This is a genomic window from Micromonospora lupini, assembly GCF_026342015.1.
GTDB classification, from domain to species: domain Bacteria; phylum Actinomycetota; class Actinomycetes; order Mycobacteriales; family Micromonosporaceae; genus Micromonospora; species Micromonospora lupini_B.
The window spans coordinates 24640-40571 of the sequence record NZ_JAPENL010000004.1 but is presented as its reverse complement, the minus strand read 5'-3'; the positions used below and the strand labels follow the sequence as shown (position 1 = coordinate 40571).

Below are 15932 nucleotides of genomic sequence, written 5' to 3'. Positions count from 1 at the left end.
TCGCGGCTACCGTCGCGCGCCGCCCACGCCCATGATGTCGGTGAGCGCGGGCATCGGAGGGCGGCCGTAGTCGAGGGGCTGCTCGTGTTGGCTTTGGCATTCGGTGTAGAGGCCGCGGTGGATCGGGCACTTCCTGTTGCGGCGGGTGCCGATCGGTCCTCCCCGCAGGTGGGCGTTGCCCTCGGTGACGACGATGCACCGCTCGTCGGCGACGTCGTCGTAGGGGCGGCGGCAGGACTGGCAGTAGACCTCAAGGACGTCGATGCTGACGGTGGTGTTGATCAGCAACGTGCCGAGTTTCACGGTACGAGCGACGATCTCCGCTGCGACCGGAACGGTGGTCGCGGCTACCCACGTGTGGTTCATGTGGTCCCCCCCTTGACACATCTCGCGGCACCCGGGGGGCGGTACGGCATGTCGGCAAGGGCCTGCCGAGATGCTAACAAGACCCGCCGCCTGACTTCGTCCCCGCTGGGTGCGAACCGTCACGGCACACGCTTTGTTCATCTATGAGCGCGTGCACTCTGTACTGGCGGCAGAGCATAATGTGATCAGCTACCGTCCCGTCAAGGGGACTGGACGCACGCGGGATTTCCGTCCACCACATTTGACGCTTCAGGGGAGCCGTGGCAGGCTCTGCCGCTATGCGAGACAGCCACATGCCCCCGGACGAGCTGTTCGCCGCGCGCCTCAACTACCTGTTCGAGACCAAGCGGCGGCCAGACGGAAAACCGTGGGAGAACTCCCAGGTCGGGGCTCAGTGTGCGCTGTCCCGACAGCAGATCCACAACCTTCGCCACCCGACCGGCTCCGGCCGCGGTCCGAAGTACGACACCATCACCGCCCTCGCCAGGTTCTTCAAGGTCGACCCCAACTTCTTCTTCCAGCAGGCCGAGGATCCAGCGCCGGCGGCGTCCACTGAGGACGAGCTGACGAGCCGCCTGGCCGGTCTCGGGGTGACGCACGTGGCCGCGAATCAGGTCGGGGAGGATCTCGCCCAGATGCGCAAGACGGTGCTGGAGGTCCTTGCGACGATCGAACGCCTGGAAGCGGCGAATGGTCAGGGCGGCACCAGCCCTCCAGCGTAGAGCCGCACCAGCAAAGGGGACAACGACCACGGGACGGACGGTGAGCCTTGGAAACCCCAGCGGGTGATCTCCTTGAGAGATTGACGCTACCCACACCCTGGAACCTGACGGCCTTGGTCGGGCAGATCGCTCGCCTCCGCGGGCGAACCATCCAGCTCATTCCCGCCGAGATGCACGGCATGCACGGGCTCTGGGTCGCCACGCCACGCGCCGACTACATCGCCTATCCGGCCCGCTCCGGGCCGTTCAAACGAGCCGGCGTCGTGTTGCACGAGATCGCGCACATGGTGCTGGAGCATCCATCTCGGGACCTGGCTGAGCTGGAAGGCCTGATCAGCGAGAGCCCGTACAACCGGCACCACGAGGTCGAGGCGAACGAGTTCGCCGCGGCGATCCTCCACCGTGCCGACTCTCCACCAGCGCCACCTCAGCCGGTCGACCAGGACCTGCTCTGCGTCATCGACACTTTCGGATCGGACACCCCCACCTATGATCTTCACGGCACTCGTGGCTTTAGCGGCGCTGTGCGCCGGCGCCTACACCGCATCTACCCTGCGCGGTGGTAGTCGCGTCCCCTCGCGCACATGGATGGGAGTCGCGCTGCTCTGCCTCGCGCTGGCGCTGGCGGTCTTGACCCCTGACATCCGCACCGGCCTGAACGACCTGGCCGGCGTGCCCCACGTCTCGCGGCTGATCTCACACGCCCTCACCATGTGGGCGGCCACCGCGGCACTGTGCATGCTCGTCTACTGGACGCACACCCCGCAGACCACCCAGCGGGCCGTCTACATCCGGCAGGCCATCGCCGCCGCCGCCACCGCTGTGATGGCCACACTGTTCGTGATCGCCCGTACCCCGGCCACCAACCAGGAATGGTTCAGCACCTACGCCAACCGGCCGCCGATCGCGCTCTACATGATCGTGTTCGGTGGGATGCTCACCTACACCCTGATCGACCTGGCCCGCCTGTCGCTGCGCTACGCCCGCCGCCTCACCGGCAGGCGAGTCACCCGGCTCGGGCTGCACCTGTTCGCCGCCGGCGGCCTGGTCGCCCTCGGATACTCCGTGACCATCATCGTCGTCGCCGTTATCGAGCTGGCCGGCGGTGACTTCACCGCCGACTGGACGAAGTTCTCGTACGTCTGCCAGCTGCTCGGCATCGGCCTCATCGTCATCGGGTCGGTCCTGCCCGGAACCGCCAACGCCAGCGCGGCTGCCCTGCACCGTGCGCAGGACGCCCACCAGACCGAGCTGATGGAGCCGCTGTGGCGGGCCATCGTCCAGGCCCACCCGGCGATCCCGCGCCGCCAGCCCCGCCCGACGCACCTCTGGGGGCGCATGACGGCCTGGGCGGCCAGCTGGATGGGCGACGGACGGTCACTCAGCCGCCGGGTCCTGGAGATCCGCGACGGTTACCTCCAACTGGCCCCATGGTTCGACGGCCACGTGCAGACCCGCGCCATCGCCCTCGGCCGGCAGGCCGGACTGTCCGGGCTGGACCTGCAGGCCGTCGTAGAGGCGGCAGTCGTCGCCTTGGCGCTGGACGCGAAGGCCCGCGGCGAAGATCAGGCCGGCACCGGTGAGGTGGAGCCGGGCGGCGAAGACCTCACCGGTGAAGTGCGGTGGCTCGGCCGTGTCTCTCAGGCCCTTGACCGCTCCCCGGTCGTCGCCGAGCTGCTAGCCGAGCGGGAGCACGCGCGGCTGGAAGGTCGCAACTGGGTGTCCAAGACCCTCGACGACCTCGGGTTCGGACAGGCGCAACAGTGAGCGTTCAGGCAGACACCAGTACACCGACCAGCACTGCCGGGCGGACCGCGCACCTGGTTACGGAGGTGCTCCAGCCGGCGGTGTGGGCGGCGATCATGCCCGTCGTCGTCGCCCTGGTCGCGTCGCCGACCCTGACGGCCGGCGCCGGGTGGGGTGCCCTCGCCGCACTGTTCTCGGCGGTGATCCCGTTCGGGGCGATCCTGTACGCGAAGCGCACCGGCCGGGTCACCGACCACCACATCAGCCAACGAGAGCAGCGCAAGGGCGTACTCCTGGTCGGCATCGCCTCGGTCCTCGCCAGCCTGGTGCTGTTCCTGCTCCTCGGCGCACCCCGGCCGCTGATCGCGATGATCGCCGTCATGCTGGTCGTCCTCGGCGTGTCGACGGCGATCAACCAGGCGTGGAAGCTCTCGGCGCACTCGGCCGTGTCGGCCGGGTCGTTCGCCGTCCTCGCCCTCCTGATCGGACCAGGTTTCGCCGCCGGGGTGCTCGTGGTGGCGCTGATCGGCTGGTCCCGGGTGTATCTCCGGGCGCACACCATCGCCCAGGTCGTGGCCGGCGCGGTGCTCGGCGCGGCCCTCGCGGCCGCCGTGTACGCCGCCATCGCCTGACCCTTGGTGCGGCCCGCGTCCGACGGGGGTGGACGCGGGCCACACCAAGGCAGGTTAGGCCAAAAGCCGAGACCGCTGTACCTCCGGCTCGTACACGGCCAGGCACACGGCCTCGGCCCGGTCCGGCGAGCGGATGCCGCGGGCGCGCATCTTGTCCTTGGACTCCACCACCGTCTCGCCGGCGTTGTTCGTCGAGTAGCGGGGCGCCGACAGCTGCGCGATCGTCCGATCGTCGACCCGCAGCCGCAACATCGACTCGCCGTCCTTGCGCGGCACCAGCAGCGACCGCATGGCCAGCCACAACTCGTCGCGCTTCTTCGCCGGGCGCAGCGTCGCCGCATCGTAGGAGCGGCGCACGCTCTCCCGCACGTCGACCTTGACGATCTCCGCCTTGTGCTTGCCTTCCTCACCCCAGCGCTCCAACTGCGAGTACACCGCCCACCCGACGCCGATCACGTCGACCTTCACCCGCACCGGCGCCACCGTGCCGAGCCGGTCGGCGAGCTGCTGCGCCCGGTGGATCTGCTGCAAGACGCGCCCGGCGACGTCCACCGCGTTGGCGTTCGCCGACCCCGCGCTGGCGTGCTCGATCGTCAGGAGGTCACCGACGCATCGGGACACCACCACCTCGTCGCCGCCGTCGGCAGCGACGTCGACGCCCAAGCGCACCCAGGCGCCGCGGCGGACCAGGAGATCGCGGCGCTCCTCGGCCAGTTGCAGGGAGTTCAACGGCACGTAGGCTTCGTCGCCGGGCTCGTCCGAGTTGTAGGCGGTCTCCACCCACATGCTGGGGATGAGGGTATTCGGGCCCCCCTTGGGGAACCGGGCGTGGACCTTGGCCTCCACGTAGCGGCTGTCCGGACCGTGGTCCTCGATCGCGTTGGCCACCCACGCCTCGTCGACCAGGTGCGACGACAACCGGTGCGGTGGCACCGCAGGCGGGCACGACCGGCACATCGGTGTCTCTTCGCCGGTGAATGCCGGTGTCGAGTACGCCGACAGGCGGATCTGGTTGACCCGGTCTGCCAGGCACAGCTTCTCGAACCACGAGCCCTCGTCGTCCGTGGGCGGGTTCCCGATCACCAGCATCCGCGAGTTGGAGCCGGTCATCAGACCGGCCATGTTCCGGCCGATCTTCGGGGCGATGCCGCCGCCCTCGTCGACCACCAGGAGGAGGTTCGGCGAGTGGATGCCCTGCACGGCGTCCTCGGAGTTCGGCGCCGCGGCGATGCCGTACGCGACCACGTGCTCCAGGCCCTGCGAGTCGGCGAGGGTCCACTGCGCCTGGTCGACCCGCCCGGGCAACCCGGCCCGGGTGACCCCGCGCCGGATCTCCGGCCACACCTGCCGCAGCACCTGCCGCCAGCGGGGCGCGATCGTCACCACCACCGCCGTCCCCGGCGGGTACACGCACGCCCAGTACGCGGCCGCCAACGACGCCGATTTGGTCTTGCCGGTGCCGAACGCCGACGGCACGGCGGTCTGCTGGTGCGTGGTCAGCGACCGGAGCAGCCGCTTCTGCCCCGACCACACCGCATCTCCGAGGACCTCCTCGACGAACCCGACGGGGTCGCCCTGCCAGAGGGCGTACGCCGTGCCCAGCTCTGTGTGGGAGGTGGCCAGCAGCACCGCCAGGTCCTGCTCGTCCAGGTCCGCCATGACCCGCTTGCGTGCCTTCGGTGGCACGGACAGCAGGTCCGACAGCAGGGCACTGCCAAGGGCGGAGCGGCCCTTCGCCGCTGTGCCCCTCGCCTTCGTTCTCTGCTGCACCGTCTACCCGACTCCGGACGCGACCTGGGGGGTGTCCACCCGCACAGGGTCGCCGCCGGGCAGCCCTTACGTCGCTGCTCTACTCGCTCGTCTCGTAGCCGGCATAGGCGTCACCGAACGGCTGCGGCACCCAGTCCTCGCCCGGCCGCCAGTCGCTCGGCACGACCTCGATCTCCACGAAGAGCTGCTTCGGGTTGGAGGGGCGCCGGTAGATCGCGTGGATGACCCGGCGGGTGTTGTCCGGCAGCAGCACCTCCCGCTCGCCCTCGTTCAGCGTCAAGTCACCCTCGACCCATAACGCCGGCTGTCCCTCCGGGATCTTGATCATCCACTGCACCGGGTTGTACTCGAAGTACGCCTTCGCCCCAACGGACGTTGAGTGGAAGGTCGGCACGTCAAATGTCTGCCCGACCAGCCGCTGCAACCGCTCGTCGTCGTCCGGCTCGCCGAGCTTCCCGATCATGCTTTCGAGGATCTTCGGTGGGCTGCCCCGGAACACCACGAACGACTCCGGCGCCGGGGATTTCGCGATCGCCGACCGGACCGCGGTGATCCTGTCCATCGTCCAGTGGTCCGGCTCGGTGCCGTCCTGGTCGAAGGTACGCAGGGCTTCGTTCATCTCCTGGTAGCGGTCGCCCGTGTAGTCGACGACCGCCTCTCGCTCCTCATCGGTCAGGTCCGGTGGCTCCAGGTTCTCGACCGCCCAGTCGATCGCGTCGTCGTCGCTGGCGAAGCGGCGGGCATCGCGCATCCCACCGCGCTCCGCCGGCGTCGGCCGGCGCGGTCCGCCGGCACCAGCCAGACCGCCGGGGACGGCCGAGCCGGCGCCCGGCTTGCGGGCGAACCGGCCGTCCCCATCACGCGGGTGCAGCTCCTCCCGGAAGTTCTTGCCCGCCACGCTGTATCGGGCGACCAGCAAGGGCTGAGACACGTTGGCGGCGATCACCCCGGGATGGTGACCGCCGCCAGCACCTAACGTCGCTCAGCTGCTCTGCTTCTTCTTCCAGGTCTCGTACTGCTGCTTCGACAGGTAACCGGCGAACGCGTCACCGATCGGCTGCGGCTTCCAGTTCGGGCCCGGCTTCCACCCCTTCGGTACGACCTCTACCTCGACGTACCACTTGTGGTCCTTGGGGTCGACAGGGTTGCGGTAGACGCCGTGGATCACGCGGTGGGTGTCCTCGTCGAGGAGTACCTCTCGCTCACCGGTGTGGGAACTCAGCTCCGGCCGGTTGACGTACAAGGCCGGGTGGCCCTTCGGAACCCGGATCATCCACTGGACCTCGCTGATATTAAAGGCTGCCTGCCGGCCGATGGACGTGGAGTGGAACGTCGGTGAGGTGAACGTCTTGCCGACCAGCGCCTTCATCGAGTCCGGGTCGGCGAGGTCACCGCCGAGCCCCTTCAAGATCGCGGGCGGAGAGCCACGAAAGACGATCATGTCCTCGGGTGCTGCGGCCTTCTTGAACGCCGACCGCAGCCGCTTGATCTTCGTCTTCGACAGCTGGCTGCCGCTGCCTGGCACTCGAAGCTCGCCGTTGATCGTGGAGTAGCCGGAGCCGGTATACGACTTGATGGCCAACTCTTCGTTGTGGGTCAGGTTGGGCTTGGGCATGTTCTTCTTGGCCCACGCGTCGCCCTCCTTGTTGGCCCAGAACCGGAGGGCACCGGCCATGCCGGCGCTGCCCGACGCTCGCCGTTCCAGTTCCCGCTCAAGCTCCCGGATGGCGGCGGCCTGCAGGGCCTTGGTGTTCATGAACTCGAGGTTCGATGCGACCCACCCGGCGGGTTCCTTGTGCGTCTGGATGTGCTCCTTGACGCTGGGCCAGCTCTGGTGCTCCTCACCCTTGTCGGCGAGCTTGTTGAGCCGGTTGACCGCGCGAAGCCACTTCTGCCGATCGGCGTAGAGGCCCTCGCCGTCGGCGAGACGCTGCTGGAGCACCGCGCTCGTGATCGGGCTCTTGGGGTCCATCAGCGCGGCGAACGCGTTGGGCTCCCACTTCTTGCGTTCCTTCTTGATGAACCGGCCACGGGCGTCACGTGGGTGCTGGGCCGGATTCCAAGCCTTCTCGTCGACCTCGTCGACGGGCTGGACAACGAAGCGAGGTATGGAAAAGGCGGGCACGACCGGGATCGTGCCCGCCTCTTCAGGCTTGCGTCGCGGGTTAGGCGAGCAGAGCCTTCGCCGCCGCGGCCGGAGTCGAGTACTGCTTCGCCTCGCCCAGCTGGTACGCCGGCCCGTACACGTCGGGGTGGGAGAGGACCTGGGCCGGACCGCCGTCGCGCTTGTACGCCTGAAGGACCTGCCACACGTAGGTGGTCGCGGCGGCCACGTCCGTCCCGCCGGCGGTGGTCGGCACCCAAGCGGCGGCCGTCTTCCCGTCGGTCCAGACCAGCCCGAGGACCTTGCTGCCCGCGCTCACCGGCGCGGCCTGCACCGGCCCGGCCGGCCTGGTGGGGAACACCTCGGCCTGCGCGACCACGGTCAGACCGGCCTCGTCTTCGCTGGCGTGCCGGCCCTCGACCGTGCCAGTCTCCGTGTCGTCTGCCATCGGTACCCCGCCTCCTCGTTCTGCCATCGCCCACGCGACAGCGCGGGATCACCCTGCCTGGGATCTCGGTCTTGCGTCAGCCGGCGACGGCCTCGCGGTACGCATCGCCGAGCAGCTGGTAGTCGTCCGGGCTGAGCCGGGAGTCGGCGTTCACGGTCGCCCACGAGTCAACGCCGGGCACGGGGGAGTCGGCGACCCCCCACCGCTCGGCGTCGGACGCGGTCGGCGCTTTCGGCCACTCCCGGATCCGGAAGTCCTCAGCCACCTCGTCCACGGTCAGCTCACCAGCCGCCAGCAGGTCGAGCAGCTCTCGTACGGTCCGCTGCGTCATCTCAGGTCACCTCCTCCTCGTCGTCGTCCGTGTCTCCATTGTGACTGGCCTCGACCAGCTGCGGGGGCCGGCCGTGGACGCTGTTGTCGTACACCGCCCAGCGGGCGAACCGGTCGCGCATCTGGTCGAACGTGTCCCGGTTGATCGTGCGGCCGCCGCGGCCGCGCTGTCCCCGGATGACGTCCGGTGGCACGTACCGGCCGCCGAGCCCTTCGCCGCGGTGCCACGCGTCGACACCCCTGCGGTAGCGGTCCAGCGCCCGCGCCACCGACGTCTCCACCGGGATGTCGACGAACACCGCGGTCGCCTCGCTGTAGCCGTGCTGCCGCAGCTCGACGAGCCGATCCTCCAGCACCTGCGGCGACGACATGGTGATGTCCCAGATGATGTTGCGCCGGTCCCGGTACGCCATGTCCGCGACCAGGTCCGCGATCCGGCCCGACTCGTAGTGCACCAGGGCGGCCCGCTCCATCGGGGACAGGTCAGGGTGGCCCGGCACCTGCGGGATCATGCCCCGGCGCGCGAGTTCCTCCTTGATGTCGTCGGGGTTGATGGTGAAGTAGTCGTCGGGGTTGATGCCGGCGTGGTCGCGCAGCGTGGTCGTCTTCCCCGCACCGCCCAGGCCGCCGGCGACGACGGCCCGGCCTTCGGTCGGCACCCGTGCCGCCGCGGCGTACAGATCCCGGGCGATCTCGCGGTGTGCGCGATCCCGCTCCGCGTCCCACACACCGTCGTGTCGATGGGTGATCTCCGTGGCGTGGCTCGACCGGGCCTGTCGGATCGTCTTCGCGACCCATTCCTGCCGGGCCGCGAACTCCTTGTCGGTCATCGCGGCCGCGCTGGCCCCGCCAGGTCGTCTGGCGAAGCGACCCCGCTGGTCGCGGGGGTGGAGATCCTCGCGGAACTCCTTGCCGGCGGGGACGACGACGAACCGGGTCAGCATGATGGGCGGCCTCGACGTCACGGCGGGATCCTCGCCGAACCGCGCCTCTTACGTCCTAGCAGCCACCCTGCGCAGCAATTGCCGAACTTTAAGCACGTTCTGTGAAAAGGACGATGGCAAAGGGCGGGAAATGCTCGGCCGGGCCGAACGGCATAAACTTCAGTCCGAAAGATCACTGCCGACGTCACCTGGGTGCAGCCAGGACCCGTCGTCAAAGTTCACCTGAACCTGGGTAGCGGCCCTCGGATGCAGCCAGAGTGCCGCCGCCGGAGACGCTGCGTCTCCAAACACCGGACGGCACCCGGGTTGCAGCCGGATGCCGTCACGAACGAGTCCACCCGAACCATCCGCCTGATGACCGAAAGGACGTCGTCAGCATGACCGTACTCCCTCTGCCGCCTTCGTCGCCGGCGCCCGAGCCGCGGGGCCGGGCCGTCGACTGCCACAAGGCATTGTCCTTCGCGCTCGTCTTCCTGACCGCGCTGCTGGTGGCGAGCTGGACGGGTTTCATCGTCTGGGCCAGCACCCAGGAGGTGGCCGACGCGGTCCTTCAGTCCGGCGTGGCTTTTGCCAGCACCGTCGGACTCTGCCTCGCGGTCTGGGCGGCGTACCGCCAGCGCTGACCACGGGAGGCCCCGGGATGGCCCGGGGCCTCCCCGGTCACGCGCCGGGCGTGGAACTGGTAGCCCTACCGGTCTTGCGCCAGCGAGAGAGCAGCTCGACCACCTGGTCCAGAGCTGCGCGCATCTCGGCGGCGTCCGGGTCCTCGTACTTGCCTCGGTCGAAGTCAATGCCGCCGGCGTCGTCGGAGGTGTGATACTCGGTTGGCCCGTCGAGGATTTTCCGGGCAGTCTCTGCCCGGGAGAGGACGGTACGCACCTGGGTCAGGGCGCGGGTGGCCTCAAGGCCTCGGGTGGTTTCCACTGTCTCCTCCTACTGCGGGTCGCTCACCCGCACACCTATTGTAGCAGGATGGGCGCGGCCGGTGGTGACGGCCGCGCCTCGACCTCTACGACGCTGGTGATACGGCAACCGATGCGCTCGACGAAGCTGATGGCGTCGGCGAAGGAGTGGCGTTCGCAGGCCGGTTCATGCACCCGTTGACGTACGACTGCTTCCGCGTGGCCTGGTACTGCTTGTCTTGCAGCTCCTCGTAGGTGCCCTCGCGGTCGGTGTCGGTGCTGACGTACATGTCGGCGCACGACGCGTCGGTCGCCTCGACGCCGCGGCGCTCCATGGATGAGCGTGCTTCCTTGCCCTGCTTGTAGACCTTGTCCAGGGCTTCGAGCCGCTGCTCGCTCGTGCTCTTCTTCTCTGAGCAGCCGGCCATCGTGAGACCGGCGCAGACCAGGGCGACGACAGCGATGAGTTTCTTCATGAGTTCGCACCGTAGTGGATGGGCCGGACGTCCGGAACGGCGAAAGCGCCGCTGGCGCGGTGCCGGCGGCGCTTCCGATGAGGTGAACCGACCTTGCATCAGGACTGGAGCGCGTGGCCGGTGCCGTCGACGAGGTCGCAGTCCTTGACGTGGTCGACGGCCTGGTCCTCCTCACCTTCGCGGAAGATGTCGCCGCATCCGTCGCAGGACCAGACGACCTTGCCCGGGGCGTCGTCCTCATCCTCGCTCAGCTCGTTCAGCAGGCCCTGGATCTCCTCATCGGTCGGCGGACCGTCGAAGCACTGCCCGTGCACCTCCTGCGTCAGATCGAACCGGTCGCTGGCGCGACAGACGGAGAACGAGCTGCCGCCGTAGCGCCAGCGCTCCTCCTCGATGAGCACCTCGACGCCGGCCACCGTACGGTGGCCGTGGTCCACGGTCTCGTCTACCCAGTCGCCACTCAATGTCAGCTCCTCGCGATCGTGGTGGATGCGGCCCGCCCTTCGGTGGGCGGCCGTCCGGGTCCGGGTGCGGCGGGAGCCGGCGGCGTGGGGCCGCCGGCTCCCGCACCGCTACAGGCCGAGCAGGGTTTGGGCGTGGACGATCGTGGACTCCGGCAGCGACACCGAGCGCCGAGATTCGACGCCAACGATGACCACCGGGCCGGCCAGGCGCATGTGCGTCGCCCACAGGGCGGCCTCTTCCAGCGCCTCCTCGGGGTCTTCCGGCGTCTTGCCTGGGAACCGGCCTTCGGCGAAGGTGCGCTTCATCGTGATCAGCAGAGCCGTGGCGCGCAGGTTCAGCCCTGCGCACTCGCCGGCGTTCTCGTCGCAGAGGAAGTCGATGCCGTCCAGGACGGGGATGTGCTGGATCGGTCCCTTGATCAGCGCTCGGACGGCGTCGGAGCAGTCGCCCTCTGAGTCCACCGGCAGTTGCTGCTCGACGACCGGCTCGCCCATCAGGCCCGGGATGAACAGTGCTCGGACGGTCGGGTGCCCGTCAGTGTCGGCTGGCGGCGGGACCTGCCGGGCGCCGTCGCGGATCAGGGCCTGCTCGGCCGAGATGATGGTCTGGTCGATGTTGTCGAGGATCCCCATGACGCCTCCCAAACTGGCGGGTCGCTCACCCGCACACATACAGTTTAGCAGATGTGATCATGGATCTCAATTCGTCGGCCACGTACGCCACTGCCACCAGGCCCGCGACGGAGTCGGCCCACGCTGCCCCTGGTACCTCGACCCGTACACCGTCGACCCGTACGGAGCCGACGCCGGCGACGACAACCGGAACACCTTGAGCTGCCCAACCTTCATCCCCGGCCATAGGCGGATCGGCAGGTTCGCCGCGTTGGACAGCTCCAGCGTCACGTGACCAGAGAACCCCGGATCGATGAACCCGGCAGTCTTGTGGATCACCAGACCGAGCCGCGCCAGGCTCGACTTGCCCTCCAACTGCGCCGCCAGGCGGGCGCTGAGCGACACCACTTCGAGTGTCGACGCGAGCACGAACCGCCCCGGGTGCAGCACGAACGGCCGGCCGGCCGGAACCACCACCTCACTCGTCAGTTCATCCTGCCGAACGGATGGGTCGATGTACGTGTGGAGGTGATCGTTGAAGACCCGGAACAGCTTGTCCAGCCGCACGTCCACAGAGCTCGGCTGGATCAGCTCCGGCGCCCACGGGTCGAGAGTGAGCCCGCCAGCCTCGATCTCGGCGACCAGCCCTCGATCCGACAGTAGCGTCACCGCGTTCTCCCGACTGGCTTACCGTGCCCACGTGCCACCTCGCCGGCTTTCGCCGGCCGTCCACGAACGGGGCTGTCGCACACCTCGTACCGGGCCGGGTCGAGCAGCGCGGTGTGCCGCAGCTGGTCGCCATGCTGGCCGACGATGACCAGGCAGTTGGCGCACAGCAACGTCGGCGGTTCGGTGCTGGGGCGGCCCTTCACGCTGGCGATCCTCCCGGCAGCTCCCGGCTTGCGTCCTTCTCGTCGACGAGGCTCCCGTCGACCACGGAGCGGCCCCCTTCCACCAGCCAGGGCCCGCCAACGGAGCGCAGGTCGCGCAGGAACCGGTCGAGGTCCTCGCCCTCGAACAGCACGCACGGACAGTTGCAGACGTCCCGGTCGCGGCACTCCGGTCCGGCTTCGGTGCAACGCTTCATCGCGCACGCCGCGCAGAGCCGGAACGGCGCCGGCGTGCTGCCGGTGTCGACGAACTCCACCATGACCCGCCGCTGGGGCGGCCTGCTCACCGGTCGCCCCCGCCGATTTGCGCCTGCAGGACGCTGCAGGGCCACACCACGAGGGCCTCACTCGAACCGATCTGCGGCATCGCCGACCGCCGCTCCCCACTGCACCGGCCGCAGGCCAGCCGCCGACCGTAGTCGATCAATGGGAACCGGGTGGGCCAGTGGTCGTCGAACAGTTGGTGCAGATCCGGCCGCGGGGGCGTCGCGATCGCGGGCGGCTCCATGGCGAGCGTGACGACGCTCGTCTCTGTCCGCGCCTGCGGGTCGTCGACGATGCTGGCCAACGCCTGGTAGACGACAACGCGGCGGGCTGCCCGCTGCTCAACGCGTATCTCGTGGACGCAGCTGGCGGCGTCCTCGATGCCGTGCGCGGCCAACCAGTCGCCTACCGCTGTCGCCTCCTCGATAGGGGCGTAGAGGGCGTGGTAAGCCGGAATGGTGACGATGGTTGGCCCGGGCTCGTCATCGCCGAGGCGATCACGGCGCCGCCGCTCGCGCCGGCGTGCACGCTCCTGCTGGAGCTCGCGGTCGCGGCGGGCTCTGTCGGCAGCCTTCTCCGCGTCCTCCTCGTCGAGGATGCGATCCCAGCCGGAGGGATCGGCGGCGTACGCCTGGATCTGCGCACGGACCGCGGCCTGCCGGTCGGGGTGCTTCATCGAGAGCCCGGCCGGCCCCCAACTGGCCCAACGGTCGCCCGGCTCTCCGGCACATGGGTACGCTCCGCCGATCTGGCGGCCGTCGATCTGGATGAGGACGTCGGCGTACGGCCCGTCGTCGTCGGAGTACCGGGGGATGACCTGTGTGACGAAGGCTGACTGGCCCATGCTGCACCTCCCGTAGGCGGGTCGCTCACCCGCACACATGGATAATATCGGAGAGAGGCGCATGATCGCCAGGACTACACGATTGCCAGATCCCCGACCCCAGCACACCCCGCGCCACCTGCGCGGAGTTTGTGCGCCACGCACAAAGTCCTGCTAGCCTGGGAACCGCAGGACGCCCTCCGGGGCTCCCGCGCCCGCCTTGAGGCCCGCTTACGCGGGCCTCTCGTGCATCCGGGGTCAGGACTGCGTCTGCATCGGATCCCAACACCACGAGTGGTACCGCCGCGGCTCAACGAGCGCCCACAACTGTTCAGTGACCGCAGCCGCCCGCGGGTCAGTGCCGGGGATCTCCAGGCGCTGGAACAAGAAGGTCACCAGGTCAACGGCCTGGACCAGGCGGCTCGCGTGCGACGGCGCGAAGTGCAGCGTGTCGACGATCCGGGTCAACTTCCGCGAGCGGTAGCCGCCGGTGCCTGACACCCGGTACCGGCCGAGGTCGGCCCGGTGAGCGGCCTGGTCCTGGATCTCGTCGGCGATGACCAGCGCGTACTCCTCCCGAGAGGCCGCGTACCCGTCGACCCGCTCCAGCACGTGCGACAGCACCACCTCGTGAGCGGGCCGAGGCGACGTGTACCGCTTGATCAACTGCTGGCGCTTCACCCCACGCAGGATCACCGCCACGCCGTCCTGGCCGCCGATCGCCGCCATCGCGGCCCTGTAGACCGCGATCCGGGCCCGAGGCGGAACGCCGCGCCAGCCCTTGCGGCCGTGGAAGAGGTCGTAGCCGTGCAACTCGGCGTCGACCGGCACCCCGTACGTCTTCACCGCGTCGACCACCACCTCGTCGAGTGCCTCGCTGAGTGGGATCGCCGCGGCATCGGGCACCATCAGCGCCCCGATCCAGTAGACCCGGGAGGTGAACGACTCGTCGACGTAGGTGAGCAGCACGAGCCGAGCGTACGACGCGCTGCGGGCAGACTGGCGAATCGTGCGGGCGCTGGGCGGGTCCACCTCGACGGCTAGCGGATCGAGTGCCAGCGTGCGTACAAGCTCAAGCCGAACAGCGAGGTGAACAGGGCGGCCATCGTCCAGCTCCACCATGCACCGGGAAACATGACGGCACCGACCACCCCGAGGACGACGCAGGGCACCTCGGCGACGATCATTGGCAGGCGGGCCATCGACGGCAGATCGATGTGAGGATTCGTCATGGCCGGGATCGTAAAGCCTGGGTCGAGCGGATCCATTCATTCCTGCTCGGGTCAGGGATCGCCGAAGTAGCCCTCCTCCTCACCGAGCAGCAGCGGCACGTCGTACACCGACCCCTCGGGCAGTGCCCGGACGTAGCGGACGCGGTGGCGCCACCGCTGGTGCTCGAACGCCACATCAGCTTCGATCTCCACGACCACGATCGGCTCCACCTGTACGTACCTCAGCGGTGCTGGCCGGTCCAGCTGGCCGGACCAGGATGCGGGCAGCGGCTCCGGCCAAGGGTGCAGCACGGGAGCGCCGCGGCGTTGCGCTGCCCGCAGCGGCGACAGCATCCCGCCGAGCTCCTCGCCCTGGTTCGCGCTCAGCGGATGGGTACGGCCGGTATACCGCAACCGCCCCCGCCGGTCGCGCCGGCCGAGCAGCACGGTCTGCGGGTGCCGGAGACTGCCGGTCACGCCGCCGACGATCGCCTCGGTCACGAGCCGCGTCCGGAACTTCGACCAGCCCCGCCTGCCCGGCTCGTACCGCCCGGCCAGCCGTTTCGTCACCACGCCCTCAATGCCCGTGGCCACGGTCCAGTTCGTCAGCCAGTCCCACACCTCGCGCATATCCGCCGTCTGCGGCGTCAGGGTGAGCTGCGAAGGCGCGTCGACGAGCAGCTGCTCCAGCCGGGCCCGCCGCTCCATCAGCGGCAGGTCCACGATCACCTCGCCGCCGGCGTCCGCGAGGAGATCGAACAGCACGTAGTGCGCGGGGCAGTCGCGAGCCAAGCGCAGTAGGCCGCGGCCGGCGGTGATCCTCCGCTGGAGCAGCGCGAAGTTCGTCCGCCCGCGCTGCCACACGATCAATTCGCCGTCCAGCACCATCCCAGGCGGCAATGTCCGGACGGCTCGGGTGATGTCCGGGAAGTAGGTGCTGAGATTCCGGCCGGCCCGCGACTGCAGATACACCCCGTCGTCCTCCCGGAAGGCGACGCACCTCCAGCCGTCCCATTTCGGCTCATGGATCAGGTCGGGGCCCTCGGGCACCTCGTCGACGGGCGTGGCGAGCATCGGCGCGACCGGCCGGCGCAGCGCCGGGTGCGCCGCCGCGCTGGCCCGGCGCCGGGCCGGGCTCACCGCCCGCGCCGGCCGTGAACGCTCCTCACCTTCGCATCGTGGGGGAGGGGACACCCTGCGGGGGCGAAGATCGGCAGAAACGAATGTT

Annotated in this window: 23 protein-coding genes; 5 read left to right on the top strand and 18 right to left on the bottom strand. The window is 69.3% G+C overall.

Annotated elements, in window-relative coordinates:
* Positions 1 to 6: 6 nt before the first annotated feature.
* Complete coding sequence (locus OOJ91_RS33780; RefSeq protein WP_266251660.1) at positions 7 to 366, bottom strand: hypothetical protein; 360 nt, start codon at positions 364 to 366, stop codon at positions 7 to 9.
* A gap of 278 nt (positions 367 to 644) precedes the next feature.
* Between OOJ91_RS33780 and OOJ91_RS33775 the strand changes: the two genes are divergently transcribed.
* The 4 genes from OOJ91_RS33775 (at position 645) to OOJ91_RS33760 (ending at position 3466) form a co-directional block, all read left to right on the top strand.
* Positions 645 to 1088 (top strand): hypothetical protein, encoded by a 444-nt coding sequence (locus tag OOJ91_RS33775; protein WP_266251658.1) that lies wholly within the window; start codon positions 645 to 647, stop codon positions 1086 to 1088.
* Positions 1089 to 1201: 113 nt separating this feature from the next.
* The gene (locus tag OOJ91_RS33770) at positions 1202 to 1654 is read left to right on the top strand and encodes an ImmA/IrrE family metallo-endopeptidase (RefSeq protein WP_266251656.1); all 453 of its coding nucleotides are present in this window, start codon (positions 1202 to 1204) and stop codon (positions 1652 to 1654) included.
* Positions 1578 to 2855, top strand: coding sequence for an MAB_1171c family putative transporter (locus OOJ91_RS33765; RefSeq protein WP_323178601.1), 1278 nt, complete (start codon positions 1578 to 1580; stop codon positions 2853 to 2855). Before OOJ91_RS33770 ends, OOJ91_RS33765 begins: the two co-directional genes overlap by 77 nt.
* On the top strand, positions 2852 to 3466 hold the full coding sequence (locus OOJ91_RS33760) for a phosphatase PAP2 family protein (protein ID WP_266251653.1): 615 nt from the start codon (positions 2852 to 2854) through the stop codon (positions 3464 to 3466). The genes OOJ91_RS33765 and OOJ91_RS33760 overlap by 4 nt, the downstream gene beginning before the upstream one ends.
* Before the next feature lie 54 nt (positions 3467 to 3520).
* Here the strand turns inward: OOJ91_RS33760 and OOJ91_RS33755 are convergent, their stop codons facing one another.
* From OOJ91_RS33755 to OOJ91_RS33730, 6 genes are all read right to left on the bottom strand, one after another.
* Complete coding sequence (locus tag OOJ91_RS33755; protein ID WP_266251651.1) at positions 3521 to 5236, bottom strand: hypothetical protein; 1716 nt, start codon at positions 5234 to 5236, stop codon at positions 3521 to 3523.
* Between the two features lie 79 nt (positions 5237 to 5315).
* Complete coding sequence (locus OOJ91_RS33750; protein WP_266251650.1) at positions 5316 to 6167, bottom strand: ADP-ribosyltransferase; 852 nt, start codon at positions 6165 to 6167, stop codon at positions 5316 to 5318.
* Positions 6168 to 6218: 51 nt separating this feature from the next.
* Entirely contained in the window at positions 6219 to 7361 is a 1143-nt protein-coding gene (locus OOJ91_RS33745) for an ADP-ribosyltransferase (RefSeq protein ID WP_266251648.1), read from the bottom strand.
* 40 nt (positions 7362 to 7401) lie between these two features.
* The gene (locus OOJ91_RS33740; RefSeq protein ID WP_266251646.1) at positions 7402 to 7788 is read right to left on the bottom strand and encodes a hypothetical protein; all 387 of its coding nucleotides are present in this window, start codon (positions 7786 to 7788) and stop codon (positions 7402 to 7404) included.
* 76 nt (positions 7789 to 7864) lie between these two features.
* On the bottom strand, positions 7865 to 8119 hold the full coding sequence (locus OOJ91_RS33735; RefSeq protein WP_266251644.1) for a hypothetical protein: 255 nt from the start codon (positions 8117 to 8119) through the stop codon (positions 7865 to 7867).
* 1 nt (position 8120) lies between these two features.
* Positions 8121 to 9083, bottom strand: coding sequence for a zeta toxin family protein (locus tag OOJ91_RS33730; protein ID WP_266251642.1), 963 nt, complete (start codon positions 9081 to 9083; stop codon positions 8121 to 8123).
* 356 nt (positions 9084 to 9439) lie between these two features.
* Between OOJ91_RS33730 and OOJ91_RS33725 the strand changes: the two genes are divergently transcribed.
* The gene (locus OOJ91_RS33725; RefSeq protein WP_266251640.1) at positions 9440 to 9685 is read left to right on the top strand and encodes a hypothetical protein; all 246 of its coding nucleotides are present in this window, start codon (positions 9440 to 9442) and stop codon (positions 9683 to 9685) included.
* A 37-nt stretch (positions 9686 to 9722) separates the two neighbouring features.
* On the opposite strand, the gene OOJ91_RS33720 is transcribed toward OOJ91_RS33725, so the two are convergent.
* The 11 genes from OOJ91_RS33720 to OOJ91_RS33670 all read right to left on the bottom strand — a co-directional run bounded on the left by OOJ91_RS33720 (position 9723) and on the right by OOJ91_RS33670 (position 15844).
* Positions 9723 to 9986 carry a hypothetical protein gene (locus tag OOJ91_RS33720; RefSeq protein WP_266251638.1) on the bottom strand — a complete coding sequence of 88 codons (264 nt, stop codon included), beginning with the start codon at positions 9984 to 9986 and terminating at the stop codon, positions 9723 to 9725.
* 85 nt (positions 9987 to 10071) lie between these two features.
* A complete protein-coding gene (locus OOJ91_RS33715) occupies positions 10072 to 10440 on the bottom strand; it encodes a hypothetical protein (RefSeq protein WP_266251636.1) in 369 nt (122 codons plus the stop codon).
* Positions 10441 to 10538: 98 nt separating this feature from the next.
* Positions 10539 to 10904, bottom strand: a complete 366-nt coding sequence (locus OOJ91_RS33710) for a hypothetical protein (protein WP_266251634.1) — start codon at positions 10902 to 10904, stop codon at positions 10539 to 10541.
* A 108-nt stretch (positions 10905 to 11012) separates the two neighbouring features.
* Entirely contained in the window at positions 11013 to 11537 is a 525-nt protein-coding gene (locus tag OOJ91_RS33705; protein WP_266251633.1) for a hypothetical protein, read from the bottom strand.
* 66 nt (positions 11538 to 11603) lie between these two features.
* Positions 11604 to 12185 carry a dCTP deaminase gene (gene dcd / locus OOJ91_RS33700; RefSeq protein WP_266251631.1) on the bottom strand — a complete coding sequence of 194 codons (582 nt, stop codon included), beginning with the start codon at positions 12183 to 12185 and terminating at the stop codon, positions 11604 to 11606.
* Entirely contained in the window at positions 12182 to 12388 is a 207-nt protein-coding gene (locus OOJ91_RS33695) for a hypothetical protein (protein WP_266251630.1), read from the bottom strand. The genes dcd and OOJ91_RS33695 overlap by 4 nt, the downstream gene beginning before the upstream one ends.
* A complete protein-coding gene (locus OOJ91_RS33690; RefSeq protein WP_266251629.1) occupies positions 12385 to 12666 on the bottom strand; it encodes a hypothetical protein in 282 nt (93 codons plus the stop codon). The genes OOJ91_RS33695 and OOJ91_RS33690 overlap by 4 nt, the downstream gene beginning before the upstream one ends.
* A 23-nt stretch (positions 12667 to 12689) precedes the next feature.
* A complete protein-coding gene (locus OOJ91_RS33685) occupies positions 12690 to 13514 on the bottom strand; it encodes a hypothetical protein (protein WP_266251627.1) in 825 nt (274 codons plus the stop codon).
* A gap of 237 nt (positions 13515 to 13751) precedes the next feature.
* On the bottom strand, positions 13752 to 14462 hold the full coding sequence (locus tag OOJ91_RS33680; protein WP_266251625.1) for a DUF3800 domain-containing protein: 711 nt from the start codon (positions 14460 to 14462) through the stop codon (positions 13752 to 13754).
* 71 nt (positions 14463 to 14533) lie between these two features.
* Positions 14534 to 14761 carry a hypothetical protein gene (locus tag OOJ91_RS33675; protein WP_266251624.1) on the bottom strand — a complete coding sequence of 76 codons (228 nt, stop codon included), beginning with the start codon at positions 14759 to 14761 and terminating at the stop codon, positions 14534 to 14536.
* Between the two features lie 15 nt (positions 14762 to 14776).
* A complete protein-coding gene (locus OOJ91_RS33670) occupies positions 14777 to 15844 on the bottom strand; it encodes an ATP-dependent DNA ligase (protein WP_266251622.1) in 1068 nt (355 codons plus the stop codon).
* Between the last annotated feature and the right edge of the window lie 88 nt (positions 15845 to 15932).